At 73.1% G+C, this 19,297-nt stretch carries 20 protein-coding genes; 15 read left to right on the top strand and 5 right to left on the bottom strand.

The window, feature by feature from the left end; translation table 11 throughout:
* Positions 1-252: 252 nt before the first annotated feature.
* On the top strand, positions 253-1,635 hold the full coding sequence (locus ACTWJ9_RS14420; protein WP_443295792.1) for a hypothetical protein: 1,383 nt from the start codon (positions 253-255) through the stop codon (positions 1,633-1,635).
* A 30-nt stretch (positions 1,636-1,665) separates the two neighbouring features.
* Here the strand turns inward: ACTWJ9_RS14420 and ACTWJ9_RS14415 are convergent, their stop codons facing one another.
* The gene (locus tag ACTWJ9_RS14415) at positions 1,666-3,000 is read right to left on the bottom strand and encodes a PH domain-containing protein (RefSeq protein ID WP_279334632.1); all 1,335 of its coding nucleotides are present in this window, start codon (positions 2,998-3,000) and stop codon (positions 1,666-1,668) included.
* Positions 2,997-3,518 carry a PH domain-containing protein gene (locus ACTWJ9_RS14410; RefSeq protein ID WP_279334631.1) on the bottom strand — a complete coding sequence of 174 codons (522 nt, stop codon included), beginning with the start codon at positions 3,516-3,518 and terminating at the stop codon, positions 2,997-2,999. Before ACTWJ9_RS14410 ends, ACTWJ9_RS14415 begins: the two co-directional genes overlap by 4 nt.
* Before the next feature lie 63 nt (positions 3,519-3,581).
* Between ACTWJ9_RS14410 and ACTWJ9_RS14405 the strand changes: the two genes are divergently transcribed.
* Positions 3,582-4,733: an NADH-quinone oxidoreductase subunit D gene (locus ACTWJ9_RS14405; RefSeq protein ID WP_279334630.1), complete on the top strand. Its 1,152-nt coding sequence runs from the start codon at positions 3,582-3,584 to the stop codon at positions 4,731-4,733.
* Positions 4,734-4,825: 92 nt separating this feature from the next.
* On the opposite strand, the gene ACTWJ9_RS14400 is transcribed toward ACTWJ9_RS14405, so the two are convergent.
* On the bottom strand, positions 4,826-5,830 hold the full coding sequence (locus ACTWJ9_RS14400; protein ID WP_279334629.1) for an SAM-dependent methyltransferase: 1,005 nt from the start codon (positions 5,828-5,830) through the stop codon (positions 4,826-4,828).
* A gap of 150 nt (positions 5,831-5,980) precedes the next feature.
* On the opposite strand from ACTWJ9_RS14400, the gene ACTWJ9_RS14395 reads away from it, so the two are divergent.
* From ACTWJ9_RS14395 to ACTWJ9_RS14385, 3 genes are all read left to right on the top strand, one after another.
* The gene (locus ACTWJ9_RS14395; RefSeq protein WP_279334628.1) at positions 5,981-7,183 is read left to right on the top strand and encodes a sensor histidine kinase; all 1,203 of its coding nucleotides are present in this window, start codon (positions 5,981-5,983) and stop codon (positions 7,181-7,183) included.
* Positions 7,184-7,256: 73 nt separating this feature from the next.
* The gene (locus ACTWJ9_RS14390) at positions 7,257-7,928 is read left to right on the top strand and encodes a response regulator transcription factor (RefSeq protein ID WP_279334627.1); all 672 of its coding nucleotides are present in this window, start codon (positions 7,257-7,259) and stop codon (positions 7,926-7,928) included.
* A gap of 31 nt (positions 7,929-7,959) precedes the next feature.
* Positions 7,960-8,592 (top strand): AAA family ATPase, encoded by a 633-nt coding sequence (locus ACTWJ9_RS14385; protein ID WP_279334626.1) that lies wholly within the window; start codon positions 7,960-7,962, stop codon positions 8,590-8,592.
* A gap of 49 nt (positions 8,593-8,641) precedes the next feature.
* Here ACTWJ9_RS14385 and ACTWJ9_RS14380 read toward each other — a convergent pair whose 3' ends face one another.
* Positions 8,642-9,865 (bottom strand): threonine aldolase family protein, encoded by a 1,224-nt coding sequence (locus ACTWJ9_RS14380; protein ID WP_387036800.1) that lies wholly within the window; start codon positions 9,863-9,865, stop codon positions 8,642-8,644.
* 189 nt (positions 9,866-10,054) lie between these two features.
* On the opposite strand from ACTWJ9_RS14380, the gene ACTWJ9_RS14375 reads away from it, so the two are divergent.
* The 10 genes from ACTWJ9_RS14375 (at position 10,055) to ACTWJ9_RS14330 (ending at position 18,501) form a co-directional block, all read left to right on the top strand.
* Positions 10,055-11,032 (top strand): Rossmann-like and DUF2520 domain-containing protein, encoded by a 978-nt coding sequence (locus ACTWJ9_RS14375; RefSeq protein ID WP_279334625.1) that lies wholly within the window; start codon positions 10,055-10,057, stop codon positions 11,030-11,032.
* The gene (panC, locus tag ACTWJ9_RS14370) at positions 11,029-12,024 is read left to right on the top strand and encodes a pantoate--beta-alanine ligase (protein ID WP_279334624.1); all 996 of its coding nucleotides are present in this window, start codon (positions 11,029-11,031) and stop codon (positions 12,022-12,024) included. The genes ACTWJ9_RS14375 and panC overlap by 4 nt, the downstream gene beginning before the upstream one ends.
* Positions 12,021-13,742 (top strand): L-aspartate oxidase, encoded by a 1,722-nt coding sequence (locus ACTWJ9_RS14365; RefSeq protein WP_443295791.1) that lies wholly within the window; start codon positions 12,021-12,023, stop codon positions 13,740-13,742. The genes panC and ACTWJ9_RS14365 overlap by 4 nt, the downstream gene beginning before the upstream one ends.
* A gap of 5 nt (positions 13,743-13,747) precedes the next feature.
* Positions 13,748-14,740 (top strand): carboxylating nicotinate-nucleotide diphosphorylase, encoded by a 993-nt coding sequence (nadC, locus tag ACTWJ9_RS14360; RefSeq protein ID WP_387036806.1) that lies wholly within the window; start codon positions 13,748-13,750, stop codon positions 14,738-14,740.
* Positions 14,741-14,749: 9 nt separating this feature from the next.
* A complete protein-coding gene (locus tag ACTWJ9_RS14355; protein WP_279334621.1) occupies positions 14,750-15,547 on the top strand; it encodes a type III pantothenate kinase in 798 nt (265 codons plus the stop codon).
* A gap of 123 nt (positions 15,548-15,670) precedes the next feature.
* Positions 15,671-16,417 (top strand): hypothetical protein, encoded by a 747-nt coding sequence (locus ACTWJ9_RS14350; protein ID WP_443295885.1) that lies wholly within the window; start codon positions 15,671-15,673, stop codon positions 16,415-16,417.
* Positions 16,418-16,481: 64 nt separating this feature from the next.
* Positions 16,482-16,661, top strand: a complete 180-nt coding sequence (locus ACTWJ9_RS14345; protein ID WP_387036809.1) for a hypothetical protein — start codon at positions 16,482-16,484, stop codon at positions 16,659-16,661.
* Between the two features lie 218 nt (positions 16,662-16,879).
* A complete protein-coding gene (locus ACTWJ9_RS14340) occupies positions 16,880-17,335 on the top strand; it encodes a BlaI/MecI/CopY family transcriptional regulator (protein ID WP_388707553.1) in 456 nt (151 codons plus the stop codon).
* A 9-nt stretch (positions 17,336-17,344) separates the two neighbouring features.
* The gene (locus ACTWJ9_RS14335; protein WP_279334618.1) at positions 17,345-17,878 is read left to right on the top strand and encodes an amino-acid N-acetyltransferase; all 534 of its coding nucleotides are present in this window, start codon (positions 17,345-17,347) and stop codon (positions 17,876-17,878) included.
* A gap of 287 nt (positions 17,879-18,165) precedes the next feature.
* Positions 18,166-18,501: a histone-like nucleoid-structuring protein Lsr2 gene (locus ACTWJ9_RS14330; RefSeq protein WP_279334617.1), complete on the top strand. Its 336-nt coding sequence runs from the start codon at positions 18,166-18,168 to the stop codon at positions 18,499-18,501.
* Here the strand turns inward: ACTWJ9_RS14330 and ACTWJ9_RS14325 are convergent.
* Positions 18,480-19,151, bottom strand: coding sequence for an SCO3374 family protein (locus ACTWJ9_RS14325; protein WP_279334616.1), 672 nt, complete (start codon positions 19,149-19,151; stop codon positions 18,480-18,482). The two genes, ACTWJ9_RS14330 and ACTWJ9_RS14325, sit on opposite strands and share 22 nt — an antisense overlap.
* Positions 19,152-19,297: the final 146 nt, after the last annotated feature.

The following is a 19,297-nucleotide window of genomic DNA, read 5'->3' as shown; positions in this document are numbered from 1 at the left end:
CGGTCCAAAAGACCCGGAAAGCCCGGAAGGGAGCGGGGTCCGTGCCCCCGTCCGGTATTTCCCCGGCGGATCTCGTCGGTCTTCCCGGAAAGCGGTAACCCGCCCCTCGCCGCAAAATGATCTTGCATATTCGCGTGCCGGGTCTATTCACGGTTCGGCGAAGTTCCCTGACGTCCTGTGAAAGCCCCGGTGTGGCTTTGTTTTCACGGGGCGGGGCCCCATCATTCGCCTACGCGCGGTAAGTTTCTGGCCATGCCACGTGGACGTCACCGTCATTCCCCGCCCCTGCACAGGATGCTGCCCCCGTCGGCGATCGCAGGCGTCTCCCTCGTCTGCGCCCTGGGGCCCTGGGTGTTCACACAACCGACGACGCTTCGCCTGCTGGCCGCCGTCGCGGCGGCCACGGCGATCACCGGTGCGGTCGTCATGCGGCACTGGGACACCCTGGCCGGCAAGCAGGTCGCCGACCTCACGCGCGCGCGGGCCGGTGACGAGTGGCGGTTCGAGGAGCGGGTCGCCGAACTGGAGGCCGAGCTCGAGGAGTCGCGCGAACTGCGGGTCAAGCTGGAGCAGCGGATGCGCGCCAAGCGCACGGAGCTGACCGGACTGCGCACCGAGCACGCGGCACTGCTCCGGCGGTACGCCGCCGCGGAGACCGGGCGGGCGAGCGTGCTGGAGGAGCGCCGGGTGCTCGAGATAGAGGCGGCGGTCCCGGCCCGCGCGCTGCCGGCCGGGCCTTCGGCGCGGTCCGGTGACGAGACCGCCGGGACGGCGTCCGTGCCGGCGGCCAGGAGCGAGGACGGAACCGGGGGCGGGGCCCCGGTGGAGGAAACGACCGGGGCGGAAGCGGTCGGGGCGGAGCCGACGGTTCCCTCGGTCTTCTCACCCGAGGGTTCCGAGCTGTTCCTGCGGGCCGAGGCGGCGCTGGACCGGCTCGGCGACGGTGCGCAGGACAAGCACCACGGCACTCCCGAGGACGACGCCTCGGAGAACCACGCCTCCGAGGACGACTCCCCCGAGGACGACGGCCCCGAGCCCGCGAAGAAGCGGAAGCCGGAGCAGCCGCAGGAGGACGGGACGGAGGGGCAGCCGGGAGCGGTCGGCGAGCACGGGCGCGCGGCCTCCTCCGGCCCGGACACCGGCACCGCTACCGGCACCGACACCACCACCGGCACCGCGCCCGAGGAGCCGTCCCGGCCCGAGCAGTCGGCCCCGCCGGTCCCGTCCGGCCGCTCGGTGCGGCCCCCCGGGCACTTCACCGTGCCGACCGCGGTCGCGGTCGTACCGCCGACGGAGCCCGTCCGGCGTCCGGTGACCGACGGAGGGTTCGACTTCTTCGGTACGCAGAAGGAGGAGGAGCCCGGCCGGGAGGGCGTCCAGGGCGAGGACCTCGCCGATGTCGTCGGACAGGAGGCCCTGGCTCTGCACGAGACCGAGGCCGATGCCGAGACCGATACCGAGTCCGAGCCGTCCGGCGAGGACGCGCGGACCGTCGGCCGGGTCATCGACCTGACCGCGCACGACGAGCCGGAAGAGACCGGCCCGGACGCCACCGCCGACCCGCACGGTACGGCCGGCACAGTCGGCACAGCCGACGCGGCCGGCACCAAGGGACTGCGCAGCGCGGTCTCCTGAGGCACCGCACGCGTTTCTGGGGTTCTGGGGTCAGGCCATCCAGCGGTCCGGGCGGGCGTCCCTGCGGCCGGTCCGGGAACGTTCCGCCTGGGCCCGCAGCAGCTCCGCCGCCTCGTCGGCGTCCCGCAGCCGGGCCGTCACGGACTTGTCGGCCCCGGTGTCCACATGGACGTCCGCGACACCCCGGGCGCGCTCCCAGGGCCCCTGGGTCAGCCGTACGCTCTGCACCTTGGCGTGCGGCACCAGGGCGACGGTCCGGCTCAGCAGACCGTGCCGCGCGGCGAACACGGTGTCGGTGACGGCGAGCCCGTAGCCGCGCCACCACACCGGCATACACCACCGGGCGCGCCGCGGCGGCCGGGACAGTTCCGCGTGCGACGGCACGCGGACGCCGGGGAGCACGCGCGCGACGACGGACTCGGCGATCTCGCGCGGAGCGACCGGCAGCAGCAGGGAGTTGGACGAGCCGGCCACGTCGAGTTCGACCCGCACCCAGCCCCGGCGCCGCCACAGCAGCGGCTCCACGATCCGCACGGTCTGCACCCGCCCCGGCGGCACCGTCTCGTGCGCCCGGTCCAGCAGCCCGTGGTCGATCCGCAGTCCGTCGGGCGACTCGCCCAGGGTCCAGTCGTACTCGGTGACGAACCGGCCGACGCTGCTCGCGCCCGCCGCGCCGAACAGCGGTACGGCGGCGGCGAGGAGCGTCCACAGGTTGTGGGTGGCCATCCACAGCGGCGGCACCACGAGGAGGGCGGCGATCAGCCAGACCCAGGTCCCGCCGGTCAGCACGAGGGAGAGGGCGAGGACACCGGGCGGCACGCGCAGCAGCTGCCGGGACGGCGCCTCGCCGACCTCGTGCGCCGTCTCGGGGGCGAAACCCGCCGCCCGCGCGAGCAGTTCGGCGCGCAGCGCGCGGGCGTGGTCGGCACCCAGGAAGGCCAGCTCGTCCTTCTTGTCGGTGCCGATGACGTCGAGTCTGAGTTTCGACACGCCCGCGACCCGGGCGAGCAGCGGCTGGGTGACGTCGATGGCCTGGATCCGCTCCAGCCGGATGTGGACGGTGCGGCGGAACAACAGCCCGGTGCGGATGCGCAGTTCGCTGTCGGTCACCGCGAAATGGGTGAACCACCAGGTCAGGAAGCCGTAGAGGGCGGCGGCCGGGATGAGGACGCCGAGACCGATCAGCAGGGTCGTCGTGGTCAGCCGGGTCAGCTGACGCTGCGCCTGGTCCGGATCGTGCAGCGCCCACCCGATGACGACCGCTATGGGCGCCCACGCCCGCCTGAGCGGCGTGACGGGGTGCAGCCGGCGCTCGGTCACCGGGCGCCGCTCGCGTACGTCCTCGTGGACCTCCGGGGCCGTCACAGCCCCGCCGATCGGGCCTCGCCCAGCTCCGTGAGCCGGTCGCGCAGCCGTTCGGCCTCGGCCGGGTCGAGGCCGGGGATGGTGGCGTCGGTCGCCGCGGCCGCCGTGTGCAGCTGCACGCTGGCCAGCCCGAAGTGCCGTTCGACGGGACCGGAGGTGACCTCGACCAGCTGCATCCGCCCGTACGGCACGATCGTCTCCTGGCGCCACAGGACGCCCCGGCTGATCAGCAGGTCGTCGGCGCGCTCGGCGTACCGCCAGGAGCGCCAGTTGCGCTCCAGCATCACCCAGCCCCAGGCCAGCACGGCCAGCGGCAGCACGGCGAAGCCGGCCCAGACGGGCCCGGCCAGCAGGCCCGGGACCAGCCCGGCGGCCAGGGCGAGCAGCCCCAGCCACACCACGAGCATCAGCCGGCGCAGCTTCAACAGCCCTGGCGGCAGCGCGATCCACTGCGGTCCGTCGCCGGGGCCCACCGGCTCCACCGCTGTCCCCGTGTCGTGCGGGTTGCCCGTCTCCATGGCCCCAGCGTACGTAGGCCCCGGAGTGCGTACGCCCCGGCGTACGTGGGGGAGACTGGGGTCATGACTCCCACGACGGAGACCACGGTCGGCATCGGCGGCGCCGCGGAGAGCACCGACATGGTGCTCAACATCGGGCCCCAGCATCCGTCCACGCACGGCGTGCTGCGGCTGAAGCTCGTCCTGGACGGCGAGCTCATCCACCACGCGGAGCCCGTGATCGGCTACATGCACCGGGGCGCGGAGAAGCTGTTCGAGGCGCGCGACTACCGCCAGATCATCATGCTGGCCAACCGCCACGACTGGCTGTCGGCGTTCTCCAACGAGCTGGGCGTGGTCCTCGGGGTGGAGCGGATGCTCGGCATGGAGGTCCCCGAGCGCGCGGTGTGGCTGCGCACGCTGCTCGCGGAGCTGAACCGGGTGCTCAACCACCTGATGTTCCTCGGTTCCTATCCGCTGGAGCTCGGCGGCATCACGCCGATCTTCTACGCCTTCCACGAGCGCGAGGAGCTCCAGCACGTCATGGAGGAGGTCTCCGGCGGTCGCATGCACTACATGTTCAACCGCGTGGGCGGCCTCAAGGAGGACCTGCCGGCGGGATGGACCACCCGCGCGCGCGACGCGGTCGCCGACGTGCGCTCCCGCATGAACCGCTTCGACGACCTGGTGCTCGGCAACGAGATCTTCCGGGGCCGCACCCGCGGGGTGGGCGTCCTCTCCGCGGACGTCGTGCACGCGTACGGCGTGAGCGGACCGATCGCCCGTGCCTCGGGCGTCGACTTCGACCTGCGCCGCGACGAGCCGTATCTCGCCTACGGCGAACTGGGGGACGTCCTGAAGGTCGTGACCCGCGAGGAGGGCGACTGCCTCGCCCGCTTCGAGTGCCTCCTGGAGCAGACCTACAACTCCCTCGACCTCGCCGACGCCTGTCTCGACCGGCTCGCCGGCCTGCCGCCGGGACCGGTCAACCAGCGGCTCCCGAAGGTCCTCAAGGCACCCGAGGGGCACACCTACGCGTGGACCGAAAACCCGCTCGGCATCAACGGGTACTACCTGGTCAGCAAGGGCGAGAAGACGCCGTACCGGCTGAAGCTGCGCTCGGCGTCGTACAACAACATCCAGGCGCTCACCGAACTGCTGCCGGGGACGCTGGTCTCGGACATGGTGGCGATCCTGGGGTCGATGTTCTTCGTGGTGGGAGACATCGACAAGTAGGGACAGGCAACGGCGGGTGATCCGGGTGATCCGGATCATCCGAGCAGTTCGGGTGCTCCGGGTGATCGAAGAACAGTGCCGGCCCGCGGGGGTCAGTCCGCGAGGACGTCCGGGATGCCCACGGGCTGCAGCAGCCACCCGAAGTCGCCGAGTCCGCCCGTCGCGGTGAGTTCGGCGGCCTGGGAGGCGCCCGCGAGGGCGCGTACGTAGCCGGCGGGGTCGGCGGACGCCAGCGTGAGCGGGGGGCGCGCGCCGGTGAGGCCCAGGGAGCGCAGGGCCGCCCGCTGAGGGAGCAGGCGGGCACCGGGGAGCGCGCAGGCCGCCGCGCAGGAGTCGAGGGCGACGTGCGCGGTGATGTCGCACGACCCGTCCGGCACGGGCGTCGTCTCCCGCCCCTCCCGGAAGCCCGTGAGGGTCCCGAACGGCGGGCGCGCGTCCGCCGAGTGCGCGTAGTCCACGGCGACGGCGAGCCCCCGCTCGAGCGTCCCGACCGCCGCCGCCCACGCCAGGTCCCGGGGCAGCCCGATCTCCGCCCGCAGCCCCTCCCCGCCCGGCAGCGGCCACCAGCGGGCCAGCCACTCGGCCTCCGGACCGGTGACCGGCGCCCCGAGCCGTTCCGTGCCGTCCTTCCGCACCAGCACCCGGCGCAAGGCGCCCGCCGGGTCCACCTCGGCGACCTCCAGGGGCACGTTGTCCAGCCACTCGTTGGCGAACAGCAGCCCGGTGATCCCTTCCGGGGGCTCGGTCCGCCACTCGATGCCGCGGTCGAGTCCGCCGGGACGGCCGGCGAGTTCGACGGCGTACGCCCGCACGCGCGCCGCCACCCCGGCGGGCAGCGCGGCGAGGACGCCCGTGACCAGTTCGCCCCGGCCCGCCCCCATGTCCACGAAGTCGAGCACCGCGGGCCGGCCCAGCACCTCGTCGACCCGGCACAGCAGCCGTGCCACGGCCCCGGCGAACAGCGGTGAGGCGTGCACCGACGTACGGAAGTGCCCGGCGGGGCCCTCCGGCCGACGGTAGAAGCCGTCCGGCCCGTACAGGGCGGCCCGGGCCGCCGCTCCCCAACCGCGCCAGCCGCCTTCCGTCACCGCCGTCACCGGCGCCCCCCGCCGCTCGTCGTCGCTGTCACGGAGCCAGGTTAAGCGCGCGGATATGCCGGGCCTCCACCTTGCGGAGTACACGTGCCGACCGGGGATCGGCCCTCCGGTTGACCCCTGCACGCAGTTTGCTTCCCTACGCTGGGTCACGTGCAGCGCTTCTATGATTTTCTCCGCAGACACCCGACAGGGGTGGACGGCTTCTGGGCCGTGGTCCTGTTCGGGATTTCGTTGTTCAGCGGAGCACCCGTCGAGGAGGGCCACGGGACCCCGCCGACGGCCCTGGCCGTGACGGTCACGCTGCTGCTGTCGCTGGTCGTCGCGCTGCGCCGCCGGATGCCGGAGCGGATGCTGGTCCTGGCCGTCGTGCTGGGCGTGCTCCAGGTGATCCTGAACGTGGCGACGGTGCCCGCCGACTTCGCCCTGCTGGTGATCGTCTACACGGTCGCCACCGTCGGCGCCCGCTGGGCCTCCCGGCTGGCGCTGGTCGCCGGCCTGTGCGCGGCTCCCGTGGCGCAGGCGCGCTGGCCGTTCGAGGACGTGAGCGTGGCGGGCAACATCGCCATGGTGATCTTCCAGACCGTGCCCTTCGCCCTCGCCTGGGTGCTCGGCGACTCCATGCGCACCCGGCGTGCCTACTTCGCCCAACTGGAGGAGCGCGCCGCCCGGCTGGAGAAGGAGCGCGAGGCGCAGGCCAAGGTCGCGGTCGCCGCCGAACGCGCCCGCATAGCCCGTGAACTGCACGACGTGGTCGCCCACAACGTGTCGGTGATGGTGGTCCAGGCCGACGGCGCCGCCTACGTCCTCGACGCCGCGCCCGACCAGGCGAAGAAGGCCCTGGAGACCATCTCCTCCACCGGCCGCCAGGCCCTCGCCGAGATGCGCCGCCTGCTCGGCGTGCTGCGCACCGGCGAGCACGAGGAGGCCGGCGAGTACGTGCCGCAGCCCGACGCGCAGCAGATCGAGGACCTCGTCGAGCAGTGCCGGGAGGCCGGACTGCCGGTGGACTTCAAGATCGAGGGCACCCCGCGTCCGCTGCCCAGCGGTGTGGAACTCACCGCGTACCGCATCGTGCAGGAGGCGCTCACCAACACCCGCAAGCACGGCGGGCCCGACACGGGCGCCAGCGTGCGCCTGGTGTACTTCGACGACGGTCTCGGCCTGCTGGTGGAGGACGACGGCAAGGGCGCCCCGCACGAGCTGTACGAGGAGGGCGGGTTCGACGGCCAGGGCCACGGTCTGATCGGCATGCGCGAGCGGGTCGGTATGGTCGGCGGCACCCTGGACGCGGGTCCGCGGCCGGGCGGAGGATTCCGCATCAGTGTCCTGCTGCCGCTCAAACCCGGCCCCTGACACCCGGACGCTCGCGCACGCCCTGTGCCGACCACTGCGACACTGGCCTGGAACCGGACTGGAAGAGGACCCGATGGCGATCCGCGTGATGCTCGTCGACGACCAGGTGCTGCTGCGCACCGGGTTCCGGATGGTGCTCGACGCCCAACCGGACATGGAGGTCGTGGCGGAGGCGGGCGACGGTGTGGAGGCCCTCCAGGTGCTGCGCGCCACCGCCGTCGACGTGGTGCTCATGGACGTCCGGATGCCGAAGCTGGACGGGGTGGAGGCGACCCGCCGGATCTGCGCGGACACCGACCCGCCGAAGGTGCTGATCCTGACCACCTTCGACCTCGACGAGTACGCCTTCTCCGGGCTGAAGGCGGGCGCCTCCGGCTTCATGCTCAAGGACGTGCCCCCCGGCGAACTGCTCGCCGCGATCCGCGCGGTGCACAGCGGCGACGCCGTGGTCGCGCCGTCCACCACCCGCCGGCTCCTGAACCGCTTCGCCCCCATGCTGCCGACCACCGCCGAGCAGCCCCGGCACAAGGCGCTGGAGCGGCTCACCGGGCGGGAGCGGGAGGTCATGGTGCTGGTCGCGCAGGGCCTGTCCAACGGCGAGATCGCGGCCCGGCTGGTGCTGTCGGAGGCGACGGTGAAGACGCACGTGGGCCGCATCCTGACCAAGCTGGGGCTGCGGGACCGGGTGCAGGTGGTGGTCCTCGCCTACGAGACGGGACTGGTACGGGCCGGCGGAAACGGCTGACCGGGGGCCCCGGCGTCGGTAGGGTCGGCGCATGCTGCTGTGGATCAACGGCCCTTTCGGGGGCGGTAAGACACACACCGCGTACGAGATACACCGTCGTCTCCCGGGCAGCGTCGTCTGCGACCCGGAGCACGCCGGTTTCGGGCTGCGCCGCATGCTGCCGCCCGAACTGCGGGAAGACTTCCGGGAGCTGACCTCCTGGCGGCAGGGCGTCGTCGAGGTCCTCGACCTCGTCCTCACCCGGCACGACGGCGTCGTGATCGCGCCGATGACGGTCACGGACTCCGGCCACTTCGCCGAGACGGTCGGCCGGCTGCGCGAACTCGGCCACGACGTCCACCACTTCGCCCTCCTCGCCGAACGGGAGACGGTGCTGAGGCGGCTGCGCGAACGCGGCCTCGGACGCCTGCTGCGCTCCGTCGCGGGAAAGAACGCGGGCCCGCACCGGGAGAGTCGGGCCGTGCAGCAGCTCGATCACTGTCTGGAGCGGCTCGCCGGACCGGAGTTCGCCGAGCATTTGTGGACGGACCGCACCACCGTGCCGAAGACGGCGGACCGCATCGCCGTACTGGCGGGGCTGGAGCTGCGCCCCCACCACGAGGGCCCGCTGCGCACCCGGCTGCGGCAGGCGCGCGTCGGGCTCCGGCACATCCGCTTCGACTGAGGCTCCCGCCGGCGCCGCGGCGATGCGGGCGCCGCCGGCCCCGCGGGCACTACCCTCCGGCCGTCCCCGGCGTCGGCACCGTCTCCGTCAGCCGGTTCACGAACTCCGCGGCCGCCGTCCGCACGTCGTCGGGGGTCCACTCCAGGCCGGCCGCCCGCACGTACACCTCGGTGAGCGCCAGGCCGGGGCCCCGCTGATCCCAGCCGTTGGCGAACAGCATGGTCCCCGTCTCCTCGGCCGTGCGGATCGCCGACTGTGCGAGGGTCTCCGCGTCGTACGGTAGCCACACCTGGAAGTCGTGGGTGTGCGGCACCTCGGGATGGACGCGGGCCCACGGCACCCCGGCCGTGGCCAGGCCCTCGCGCAGCGCGGCGGCCACCACCCGCGCGTGGGTGACGTACTCCGGCAGCCGGGGCAGCTCCCGCTCCAGACCGATCAGGGCCGACAGCGCGGTCGGGAACTGCTGGAAGGCGGTGCCGCCGTACCGGTGCCGCCAGGCCTTCGCCTCCGCCACCAGCGCCCCGGGACCGGCGAGGGCCGCGCCGCCGAAGCCGTCGAGCGACTTGTAGAACGACACGTAGACGCTGTCCGCCAGGCCGGCGATCTCGTCCAGCGGCCGGCCGAAGTGGACGACGCACTCCCACAGCCGGGCCCCGTCGAAGTGCACCACGGCCTCGCGTTCCCGCGCGGCGGCCACCACCTCGGTGAGCTCCTCCCAGGTGGGCAGCAGGAAACCGGCGTCCCGGAGGGGGAGCTCCAGCATCAGCGCGCCGAAGGGCTCATCGAAGTCCCGCACCTCGGCGGCGGTCGGCGTCCTGGGCTCGCTCGTCACCCGCACCGGACGCAGCCCGGCGACCCGGCTGAACGCGTTCCGCTCGTGGACCTCGGGGTGGCTGAGCCCGTGCAGGGCGACGACGGGACTGCCGGTACGGCCCGCCCAGCAGCGCAGCGCCACCTGCTGGGCCATCGTGCCGGTCGGGAAGAACGCGGCCGCCTCGGTGCCGAGGAGCCCGGCGACCCGCTCCTCCAGCGCCTCGACGACACCGTCGCCGTACAGGTCGGACGCCTCGTCCAGGTCGTACCGGCCGTCCGCCTCCGCCAGCAGCGCCAGCCGTTCCCGGAGCGTGCCCAGGAACCCGGGGCGGGCGAGGACGCGCGGGGCGGCGCGATAGGCGGCGACCCGCCGTTCGCGGAGCTCGCGGTGCCCCTCCCCACCGGTGCGCCGCTCGTCCTGTTCCGCTGGTGCCATGCCGTTGTCCGCCGTATCACCCATGCCCGGGATCATCCCCCGCGCGGGGGAGCGGGGGCATCAGGGTTTGCGTTCTGAGTTCTGCGCTCCGTGTTCTGCGTTCCGCGTTCCGCACACGACGGCGCGACCGAACACCCGGGGAACCGATCGCGTTAACATGACGAGAAATCGTCCGGTACCCCGAGCGGACTGGAACGGGAAGGCCGCCGTCGCGTGAACACAGCCCCACAACCGGATCCCAGGGACCGCCCCGCGCGGCTCACCGTCGGCGTCGTCGGCGCCGGGCGGGTGGGCCCGGCCCTGGCCGCGTCCCTCCGACTCGCCGGACACCGACCGGTGGCCGTCTCCGCCGTCTCCGCCGCGTCCAGGGGGCGGGCCGAGCAACTGCTCCCCGGCGTACCGGTGGTCCCGCCCGCCGAGGTGCTGGCGCGGGCCGAGCTGGTGCTGCTGACCGTCCCGGACGACGCGCTGCCCGAGCTGGTCTCCGGACTCGCCGGGACGGGGGCGGTACGGCCGGGCCAACTCCTCGTGCACACCTCCGGGCGGTACGGCGCGAAGGTGCTGGACCCCGCCCTGCGGGCCGGGGCGCTGCCGCTGGCCCTGCACCCGGCGATGACGTTCACCGGCACCCCCGTGGACGTGCAGCGGCTCGCCGGGTGCTCCTTCGGCGTGACGGCGCCCGGGGAGCTGCGGCTGGCCGCCGAGGCGCTGGTGATCGAGATGGGCGGCGAACCGGAGTGGATCGCCGAGGAGAACCGCCCGCTCTACCACGCGGCCCTCGCCCTGGGCGCCAACCACCTGGTCACCCTGGTCGCGCAGTCCCTGGAACTGCTGCGCACCGCCGGGGTCGAGGCACCCGACCGGATGCTCGGCCCGCTGCTCGGCGCGGCCCTGGACAACGCCCTGCGCTCCGGCGACGCGGCCCTCACCGGCCCCGTCGCGCGCGGTGACGCCGGCACCGTCTCCGCGCACGTCGCCGAGTTGCGGCGGCACGCCCCGCAGGCCGTCGCCGGCTACCTGGCGATGGCCCGCGCGACCGCGGACCGCGCCCTCGCCCACGGCCTGCTGAAGCCGGAGCTCGCCGAGGACCTGCTCGGGGTACTCGCCGGCGGGACGACGGACACCACCGGCGGCACGGGAGCCCCCGGCGAAGGCGACGGCGAAGGCGACGGCGGAGGGGAATCCCGATGACGACCACCCTGCTGCGCACCGCCGGGGAACTGCACGCACGCGCGCGCACGGGCCGCCGCGCCGTGGTGATGACCATGGGCGCCCTGCACGAGGGCCACGCCACCCTGATCCGCGCCGCCCGCGACCTCGTGGGCGCCGACGGCGAGGTGGTGACCACCGTCTTCGTCAACCCGCTGCAGTTCGGCGAGGGCGAGGACCTCGACCGGTACCCGCGCACCCTGGACGCCGACCTCGACGTCGCCGGGCGGGCGGGCGCCGACGCCGTCTTCGCCCCGTCGGCCGACGAGGTCTACCCGGGCGGCGAGCCCCAGGTCCGGATCAGCGCCGGCCCCATGGGCGAACGCCTGGAGGGCGCCACCCGCCCCGGTCACTTCGACGGCATGCTCACCGTCGTCGCCAAACTGCTGCACCTCACGCGCCCCGACGTCGCCCTGTACGGCCAGAAGGACGCCCAGCAGCTCGCCCTGATCCGCCGCATGGTGCGCGACCTGAACTTCGGCGTCGACATCGTCGCGGTCCCCACCGTCCGCGAGGAGGACGGACTGGCCCTGTCCAGCCGCAACCGCTACCTCTCCGCCGCGGAGCGGCGCACCGCCCTCGCGCTGTCCGGGGCGCTGTTCGCCGGCCGGGACCGGCACGCCGCGCAGGAGGCACTGCGCGCGCGGGCCCGCGAAGTGCCCTCCACGCACGCGCGGGCCGAGGCGCTCAACGCGCTGGGCGAGTCCCGCGCGGCGGCCGACGCGCACGCCGTCGCCACGGCGGCCGGCCCGGCGGCCGTCCTCGCCGCCGCCCGCCAGGTCCTCGACGGGGCAGCCCGCCTCACCCCGCCGCTCACCCTGGACTACCTGGCCCTGGTCGACCCCTCGGACTTCACCGGGATCGGCGCCGACTTCACCGGCGAGGCCGTCCTCGCGGTGGCCGCCCGGGTCGGGACGACCCGCCTGATCGACAACCTCCCCCTGACCTTCGGCACCCTCGGAGCCACCTCGTGACCAGCACCGGCATACGACTGCACGCGCCCGCGCCCGGGTGGTCCATCGACGCCGACGTCGTGGTCGTCGGCTCCGGTGTCGCCGGACTGACCGCGGCGCTGCGCTGCGAGGCCGCCGGACTGACCACCGTCGTGGTCACCAAGGCCCGGCTCGACGACGGCTCCACCCGCTGGGCCCAGGGCGGCATCGCCGCCGCCCTCGGCGAGGGCGACACCCCCGAGCAGCACCGGGACGACACCCTGGTGGCCGGCGCGGGCCTGTGCGACGAGGAAGCGGTCCGCCTCCTCGTCACCGAGGGCCCCGACGCGGTACGCCGTCTCATCGCCACCGGCGCCCACTTCGACGAGTCCTCCGAGGGCGGCCTGGAACTGACCCGGGAGGGCGGTCACCACCGCCGGCGCATCGCGCACGCGGGCGGGGACGCCACCGGCGCGGAGATCTCCCGCGCGCTGGTGGAGGCCGTGCGCGCGGCCGGAACGCGCACCATCGAGAACGCGCTCGTCCTGGACCTGCTGACGGACGCCGAGGGCCGCACTGCGGGTGTGACCCTGCACGTCATGGGGGAGGGCCAGCACGACGGCGTGGGGGCCGTGCACGCCCCCGCGGTGGTGCTCGCGACCGGTGGCATGGGCCAGGTGTTCAGCGCGACCACGAACCCCTCCGTCTCCACCGGCGACGGTGTGGCGCTGGCCCTGCGCGCGGGCGCCGAGGTCAGCGACCTCGAGTTCGTCCAGTTCCACCCGACCGTCCTGTTCCTCGGCCCCGACGCGGAGGGCCAGCAGCCCCTGGTCTCCGAGGCGGTACGCGGCGAGGGCGCCCACCTGGTCGACGCCGACGGCGTGCGCTTCATGACGGGGCAGCACGAGCTCGCCGAACTCGCCCCGCGCGACATCGTCGCCAAGGGCATCATGCGCCGGATGCGGGAGCGGGACGCCGAGCACATGTACCTCGACGCCCGCCACTTCGGTGCCGAGATGTGGGAGCACCGCTTCCCGACGATCCTCGCCGCCTGCCGCGCCCACGGCATCGACCCGGTCATTGAGCCCGTCCCGGTCGCCCCGGCCGCCCACTACGCCTCCGGCGGCGTCCGCACCGACTCCCGGGGCCGCACCACCGTCCCCGGTCTGTACGCGTGCGGGGAGGTAGCCTGCACCGGCGTGCACGGCGCCAACCGGCTCGCCTCCAACTCCCTCCTGGAGGGCCTGGTCTACGCCGAGCGCATCGTCGCCGACATCGCCGCGAGCCGGACCGGGGACACCCTCCACGCGCGCGTGCCCCAGCCCCTCCCGCAGGCCGGCCGCCCCCGGCACCCCCTGCTCCCCCCGGAGGCCCGCTTCACCATCCAGCGGATCATGACCCGGGGCGCCGGTGTGCTGCGCTCCGCCGACTCGCTCGACCGGGCCGCCGACGGGCTCCGGCGGCTGCACGCCGACGCCCGCGACGCCCTCGACGAGAACGGCAAGACCGCCGAGCCCGGCGTCGACACCTGGGAGGCCACCAACCTCCTGTGCGTGGCCCGCGTCCTGGTCGCCGCCGCGCGGCAGCGCGAGGAGACCCGCGGCTGCCACTGGCGCGAGGACCGGCCCGAGCGCGACGACACCGCCTGGCGCCGGCACATCGTCGTACGGCTGAATCCGGACCGCACGCTGGCGGCGCACACCACCGACACCACAGACTTCCCCCCGACCCTCCCCCTTCAGGCCCCTCAGGAGCAGTGACTGCCGTGACCACCCCAGATCTTCCCCTCGCCCCGTCCGGTGGCTGCGGTGACGGCTGCGCCTGCGGCGAAGCCCCCGACGGATACGACAGCTATGACGATTACACGGAGTGCGGCCTCGACCCCGCGCTCGCCCAGCTCCTGGCCGATTCCGGTCTGGACCCGGTGGAGGTCGAGGACATCGCCCAGGTCGCCATCCAGGAGGACCTGGCGGGCGGTGTGGACGTGACGACGGTCGCGACCATCCCGGAGGACGCCGTCGCCACCGCCGACTTCACCGCGCGGGAAGCGGGCGTCGTGGCGGGCCTGAGGATCGCCGAGGCCGTCATGTCGGTGGTCTGCACGTCGGAGTTCGAGGTCGAACGGCACGTGGAGGACGGCGACCGGGTGGAGGCCGGTGACAAGCTGCTCTCCGTCACCGCCCGCACCCGGGACCTCCTCACGGCGGAGCGCAGCGCCCTGAACCTCCTGTGCCGTCTGTCGGGCATCGCGACGGCCACGCGCGCGTGGGCGGACGCCCTGGAGGGCACCCGGGCCGAGGTCCGCGACACCCGCAAGACCACCCCGGGCCTGCGTTCCCTGGAGAAGTTCGCCGTGCGCTGCGGCGGCGGCGTCAACCACCGCATGTCGCTCTCCGACGCGGCCCTGGTCAAGGACAACCACGTCGTCGCCGCGGGCGGTGTCGCCCAGGCCTTCCAGGCGGTCCGGGAGCGCTTCCCCGACGTACCGATCGAGGTCGAGGTCGACACCCTGCACCAGCTCCGTGAGGTCGTGGACGCCGGCGCCGACCTGATCCTGCTGGACAACTTCACGCCCGGTGAGTGCGAGGAGGCCGTGGCCGTCGTCGCCGGCCGGGCCGCGCTGGAGGCGTCCGGCCGGCTCACCCTCGGCAACGCCAAGGCGTACGCCGACACGGGAGTCGACTACCTCGCCGTGGGAGCCCTCACCCACTCCTCGCCGATCCTGGACATCGGCCTGGACCTGCGGGCAGCGGAGTAGGGGCCGGCCATGCTGCTGACGATCGACGTGGGCAACACGCACACCGTCCTGGGTCTGTTCGACGGCGAGGACATCGTCGAACACTGGCGGATCTCCACCGATCCGCGCCGCACGGCCGACGAGTTCGCGGTCCTGCTCCAGGGCCTGATGGGCATGCACCCCCTGCTCGGCGACGAACTGGGGGACGGTATCGACGGCATCGCCATCTGCGCGACGGTCCCCTCCGTCCTGCACGAACTCCGTGAGGTGACCCGCCGTTACTACGGCGACGTGCCCGCGGTACTGGTCGAGCCGGGCGTGAAGACGGGCGTGCCGATCCAGTTCGACCACCCCAAGGAGGTCGGCGCCGACCGCATCATCAACGCGGTCGCGGCGAACGAGCTCTACGGCGGTCCGGCGATCGTCGTCGACTTCGGCACCGCCACCACCTTCGACGCGATCTCGGTGCGCGGGGAGTACGTCGGCGGGGTCATCGCCCCCGGCATCGAGATCTCGGTGGAGGCCCTCGGGGTCAGGGCCGCGCAACTGCGCAAGATCGAGGTGGCGCGGCCCCGGAGCGTGATCGGCAAGAACACGGTCGAGGCGATGCAGTCCGGCATCGTCTACGGCTTCGCCGGCCAGGTGGACGGTGTGGCCCGCCGGATGGCCCGTGAGCTCTCCGACGACCCCGAGCAGGTGACCGTCATCGCGACGGGCGGACTGGCGCCGATGGTCCTGGGCGAGAGCGAGGTCATCGACGAGCACGAGCCCTGGCTGACCCTCATCGGCCTGCGCCTGGTCTACGAACGGAACGTGTCGCGGATGTGAGGGAGCGGGCGGACGCCTTCCACCCGGGTGGCCGCCCCACGCCACACCCGTCCGTTATGCGGGGTTTGTCTGATTAGCGCGTATCGTCACGGCATGCCCACGCCCTACGGAACGCGCGGCGGCATGGTGTTCGGCGCGGAGGAGCTGCGTGTGCTCCGCCGCGCCCTCGCCCTCGCCCTGCACCCCATGTCCGCCTCGGCCGAAGACGTCCAGGACTGCCTCCGCCTCGCCGACTCCCTCGACGAGGCGATGCGGGAGTGCGCCAGGCTGCGCGCCTTCCTGGTGGCCGACCTCGGCCGCTACCGCGCCGCCCTGCCCGGAACAGCCGCCGGCTATCTCGTGCTCCTGGAGGAGGCGCTGGGCGCCGGATACCGCCCCGACCCCGACGATCTCGCCGCGCTCCGGGCGCTGCGCGGCAACCCCACCGCCGCCGCCCTCCTGGACCGCTGCCGGCTCCTCGCCGAGCAGGACGTACGCGCCCGCCTGGCCGGCCGCGCGGTCCCTGTCGCCGACCCCCTGCCCGGCGCCCCGGTCTCCCGCCTCCGGCTCCTCGCCCTGCCGGGCGGCCAGACTGAGGGGGCCGAAGGGGTGGAGGGTGCCGAGGGTGCCGAGGGCGGCGAGAGCTCGGAGAAGCCGGAGCGGTCCGAGAAGATCGAGAAGGCCGAGAAGCCCGAGAAGGCCGAGAAGTCCGAGAGGGGCAAGAAGAAGCCGGAGCGCGAGCCGTCCGCCCCGCGGCCCGAGCCCGTCCCCGACCCGGCCCCCGCCCCCGGTGCGCCGAAGCCCGGCCGGCCCTTTCCCACCCCGGGCGAGGTCTTCCCCCGCCGCAAGCCGGTTCCGCCCCCGTCGGGCCGGCGGCTGGCCGCGGGCTGAAAAACCCGCCGCACCGCGCCCACCCCGACCCGGCCGTCCGCCGCGCCCTGGCTACTCTGGACCCATGGAATACGTCGCCGCGCTGCTGCCCTCGGCCGTCATGGCCGCCCTCTTCATCGCTGTGATCCGGGTGATCGTGAAAACCCAGGGCGGCGCCAACAAGGCCAAGGAGGACGCCGCCGTGGACGCGGCCCTCGCCCGCGCGGAGAGCGCCCGGCAGCCCTCCACCAGGGCCGACGGCTGACCGGGAGCGCGAGAGCGCGGAAACGCGACAGGCGCGGCGGGCGAGGCGGGCCGGTCCGGGCGTACGGCTCGGGCGTGGTCGGGCGCGGACCGTGCGCCCTTTTTGTCCGCGTTCACCGGTGTTCACCAGTGTTCAAGTGCGTTCGGTAAGCAGCGGGCGGTATTTCCCACTACTGTGCAGTTGTGCCTCGCCCATTGGGAGAACTCGAAGACGCGGTCATGACGCGGGTGTGGAAGTGGAACCGCCCGGTGACCGTTCGGGAAGTCCTGGAAGATCTGCAGAAGGAACGGTCCATCGCGTACACCACGGTGATGACCGTTCTGGACAATCTCCATCAGAAGGGCTGGGTGCGCCGTGAGGCGGAAGGCCGGGCCTATCGATATGAGGCGGTCTCCACCCGCGCCGCCTACGCCGCCGCGCTGATGAACGAGGCGTGGTCGCAGAGCGACAACGGGGCCGCCGCACTCGTCGCCTTCTTCGGCATGATGAGCGAGGAACAGCGTCAGTCCCTCCGGGACGCGGTACGCGTTGTCGGGCTGCCGGAAACGACGGAACAACCCCGCCCGGCCGAACAACCCCGCCCGGCCGAACAACCCGGATCCGTTCCACGATCCGGCCCGGCGGAACCCCCGGGTGAGAACCCCGCCTCCGCAGAGGGCCGCAGCGGGCGATAGCGTCCGCTCATGTCAGCAGACAGCCCCGATGTCACCGCAAAAGCCATCACCGTCCGCCGGGCCCGCACCAGCGACGTCCCGGCCGTGCGCCGCCTCCTGGACGCCTACGTCCGCAAGGGCATCCTGCTCGACAAAGCAACGGTGACGCTTTACGAGGCGATCCAGGAGTTCTGGATCGCGGAACGGGACGACAACGCCGAGGTGGTCGGCTGCGGCGCGCTGCATGTGATGTGGGAAGACCTCGCGGAAGTCCGTACTCTCGCCGTGAAGCCCGGTCTGAAGGGCGCCGGTGTGGGCCACCACTTGCTGGAGAAGTTGCTGCAGACCGCCCGCTGGCTCGGTGTTCGCCGGGTTTTCTGTCTGACCTTCGAAGTCGACTTCTTCGGCAGCCACGGCTTCGTGGAGATCGGTGAGACGCCGGTCGACACCGATGTGTACGCCGAGCTGCTGCGTTCCTATGACGAGGGAGTCGCGGAGTTCCTTGGTCTCGAACGAGTGAAACCGAACACCCTGGGCAACAGCCGCATGCTTCTGCATCTGTGATCGTCGCCGTTCCGGGCCCGTGTTCCGTGCCCGATGCCATGCGGCGGAGGGCCCCGCGCACAACGCCAAGACGTATTCCGCATCGTGCCTTGACCTCGTTCCCTATGTCCGAAACGCGCACGTTTCCGGGCCGTCGGACGGCGACGGACCTCTCCCCGGGGTTTGTGTTTTTTCGTCAAAAGCGGTTTGCTTTCCGAGGTACTGCAGTAGTTCATATAACAAGGGGACGGCGATACGGCGGATGCCGGTACATCCCGGTCCTCAAGTTGTCGATGAAAGGAAATCCGGTGGCACAGAAGGTTCAGGTCCTTCTTGTCGACGACCTCGACGGCGGCGAGGCGGACGAGACCGTGACGTTCGCGTTGGACGGCAAGACATACGAGATCGATCTCACCACCGCCAATGCGGACAAGCTCCGCGGCCTTCTCGAGCCTTACGTGAAGGGCGGCCGTCGGACGGGAGGCCGTGCTTCGGGCGGGCGTGGAAAGGCCCGCGCCTCTTCCGCCGGCAACCAGGACACCGCGGCGATCCGCGCCTGGGCGAAGGCGAACGGCCACGAGGTCAACGACCGCGGCCGTGTACCCGCGGCCATTCGCGAGGCCTACGAGCGGGCGAACGGCTGAGCGTCGGTTCGACCGGCCTCGCGCATGCCGGCCGGCGGCCGGTCGCAGGCGCGCAGCAGTCGAACGCGGTGGCACTGAGTGGCCACCGTGCTCACCAGTCGTACGAGATCGGGGGCGTCGCCCCGGCCCCCCGTCGCCGACAGTGCCGGCAGCGAGGCCTCGCCCTCACGCCCCGGACCGGGGGGTCGCAGCCAGACGGCGGCCCCCTGTGAACCGGCGCGGACCGCAGGCGGCCGGAGAGCACCGGGGCCGGCCGCGGGGGGCGGCGGAGCGTCGATGAGGCCGCCCGCGCCGATCGCGGTGAGATCCAGGGCCAGCGTGCCCCACTCCAGCCAGTCGAGCAGTCCCGGCAGTTCCTCCGCGCTGCCCGCGGCCATCAGCAGCAGCATCCGGCCGCGCTGCAGGGCCACCGGAAAACCCGCGGCCGCCGGTCCCGTCCGCCCGTCCCCCCGCAGGCGCTCCAGTGCCGCGTGTCCCGCCTCGGCGGGTACGTCCAGGACGTCGAAGCGCACTCCCACCGCCAGTCGGACCGGGTCCCCGGGCACCGTCGGCCAGCCCTGTTCGTTCTCGTACCAGTGCCGGACCGGATCGACCGGTCCGACCGGGCCGCTGGGTCCGTTCGGTTCGCCTGGCGTGCTCGGGCCGACCATGCCAAGTGCAACCGTCGGAAGACCATTCGGGTTACGCTAGGTGTACGCATATGCGCACAGAGTGTCGAATGAGGGCTGTGAGGGGATGTGGGGAGACACAAGGCTGTTCGCCCGTAGCGGAGGGAACCCGTGCACTCGGCATGGAT

The organism is Streptomyces sp. GDS52 (assembly GCF_052246875.1).
GTDB lineage: Bacteria > Actinomycetota > Actinomycetes > Streptomycetales > Streptomycetaceae > Streptomyces > Streptomyces cathayae.
This window is presented reverse-complemented; position numbering and strand designations above follow the sequence as displayed.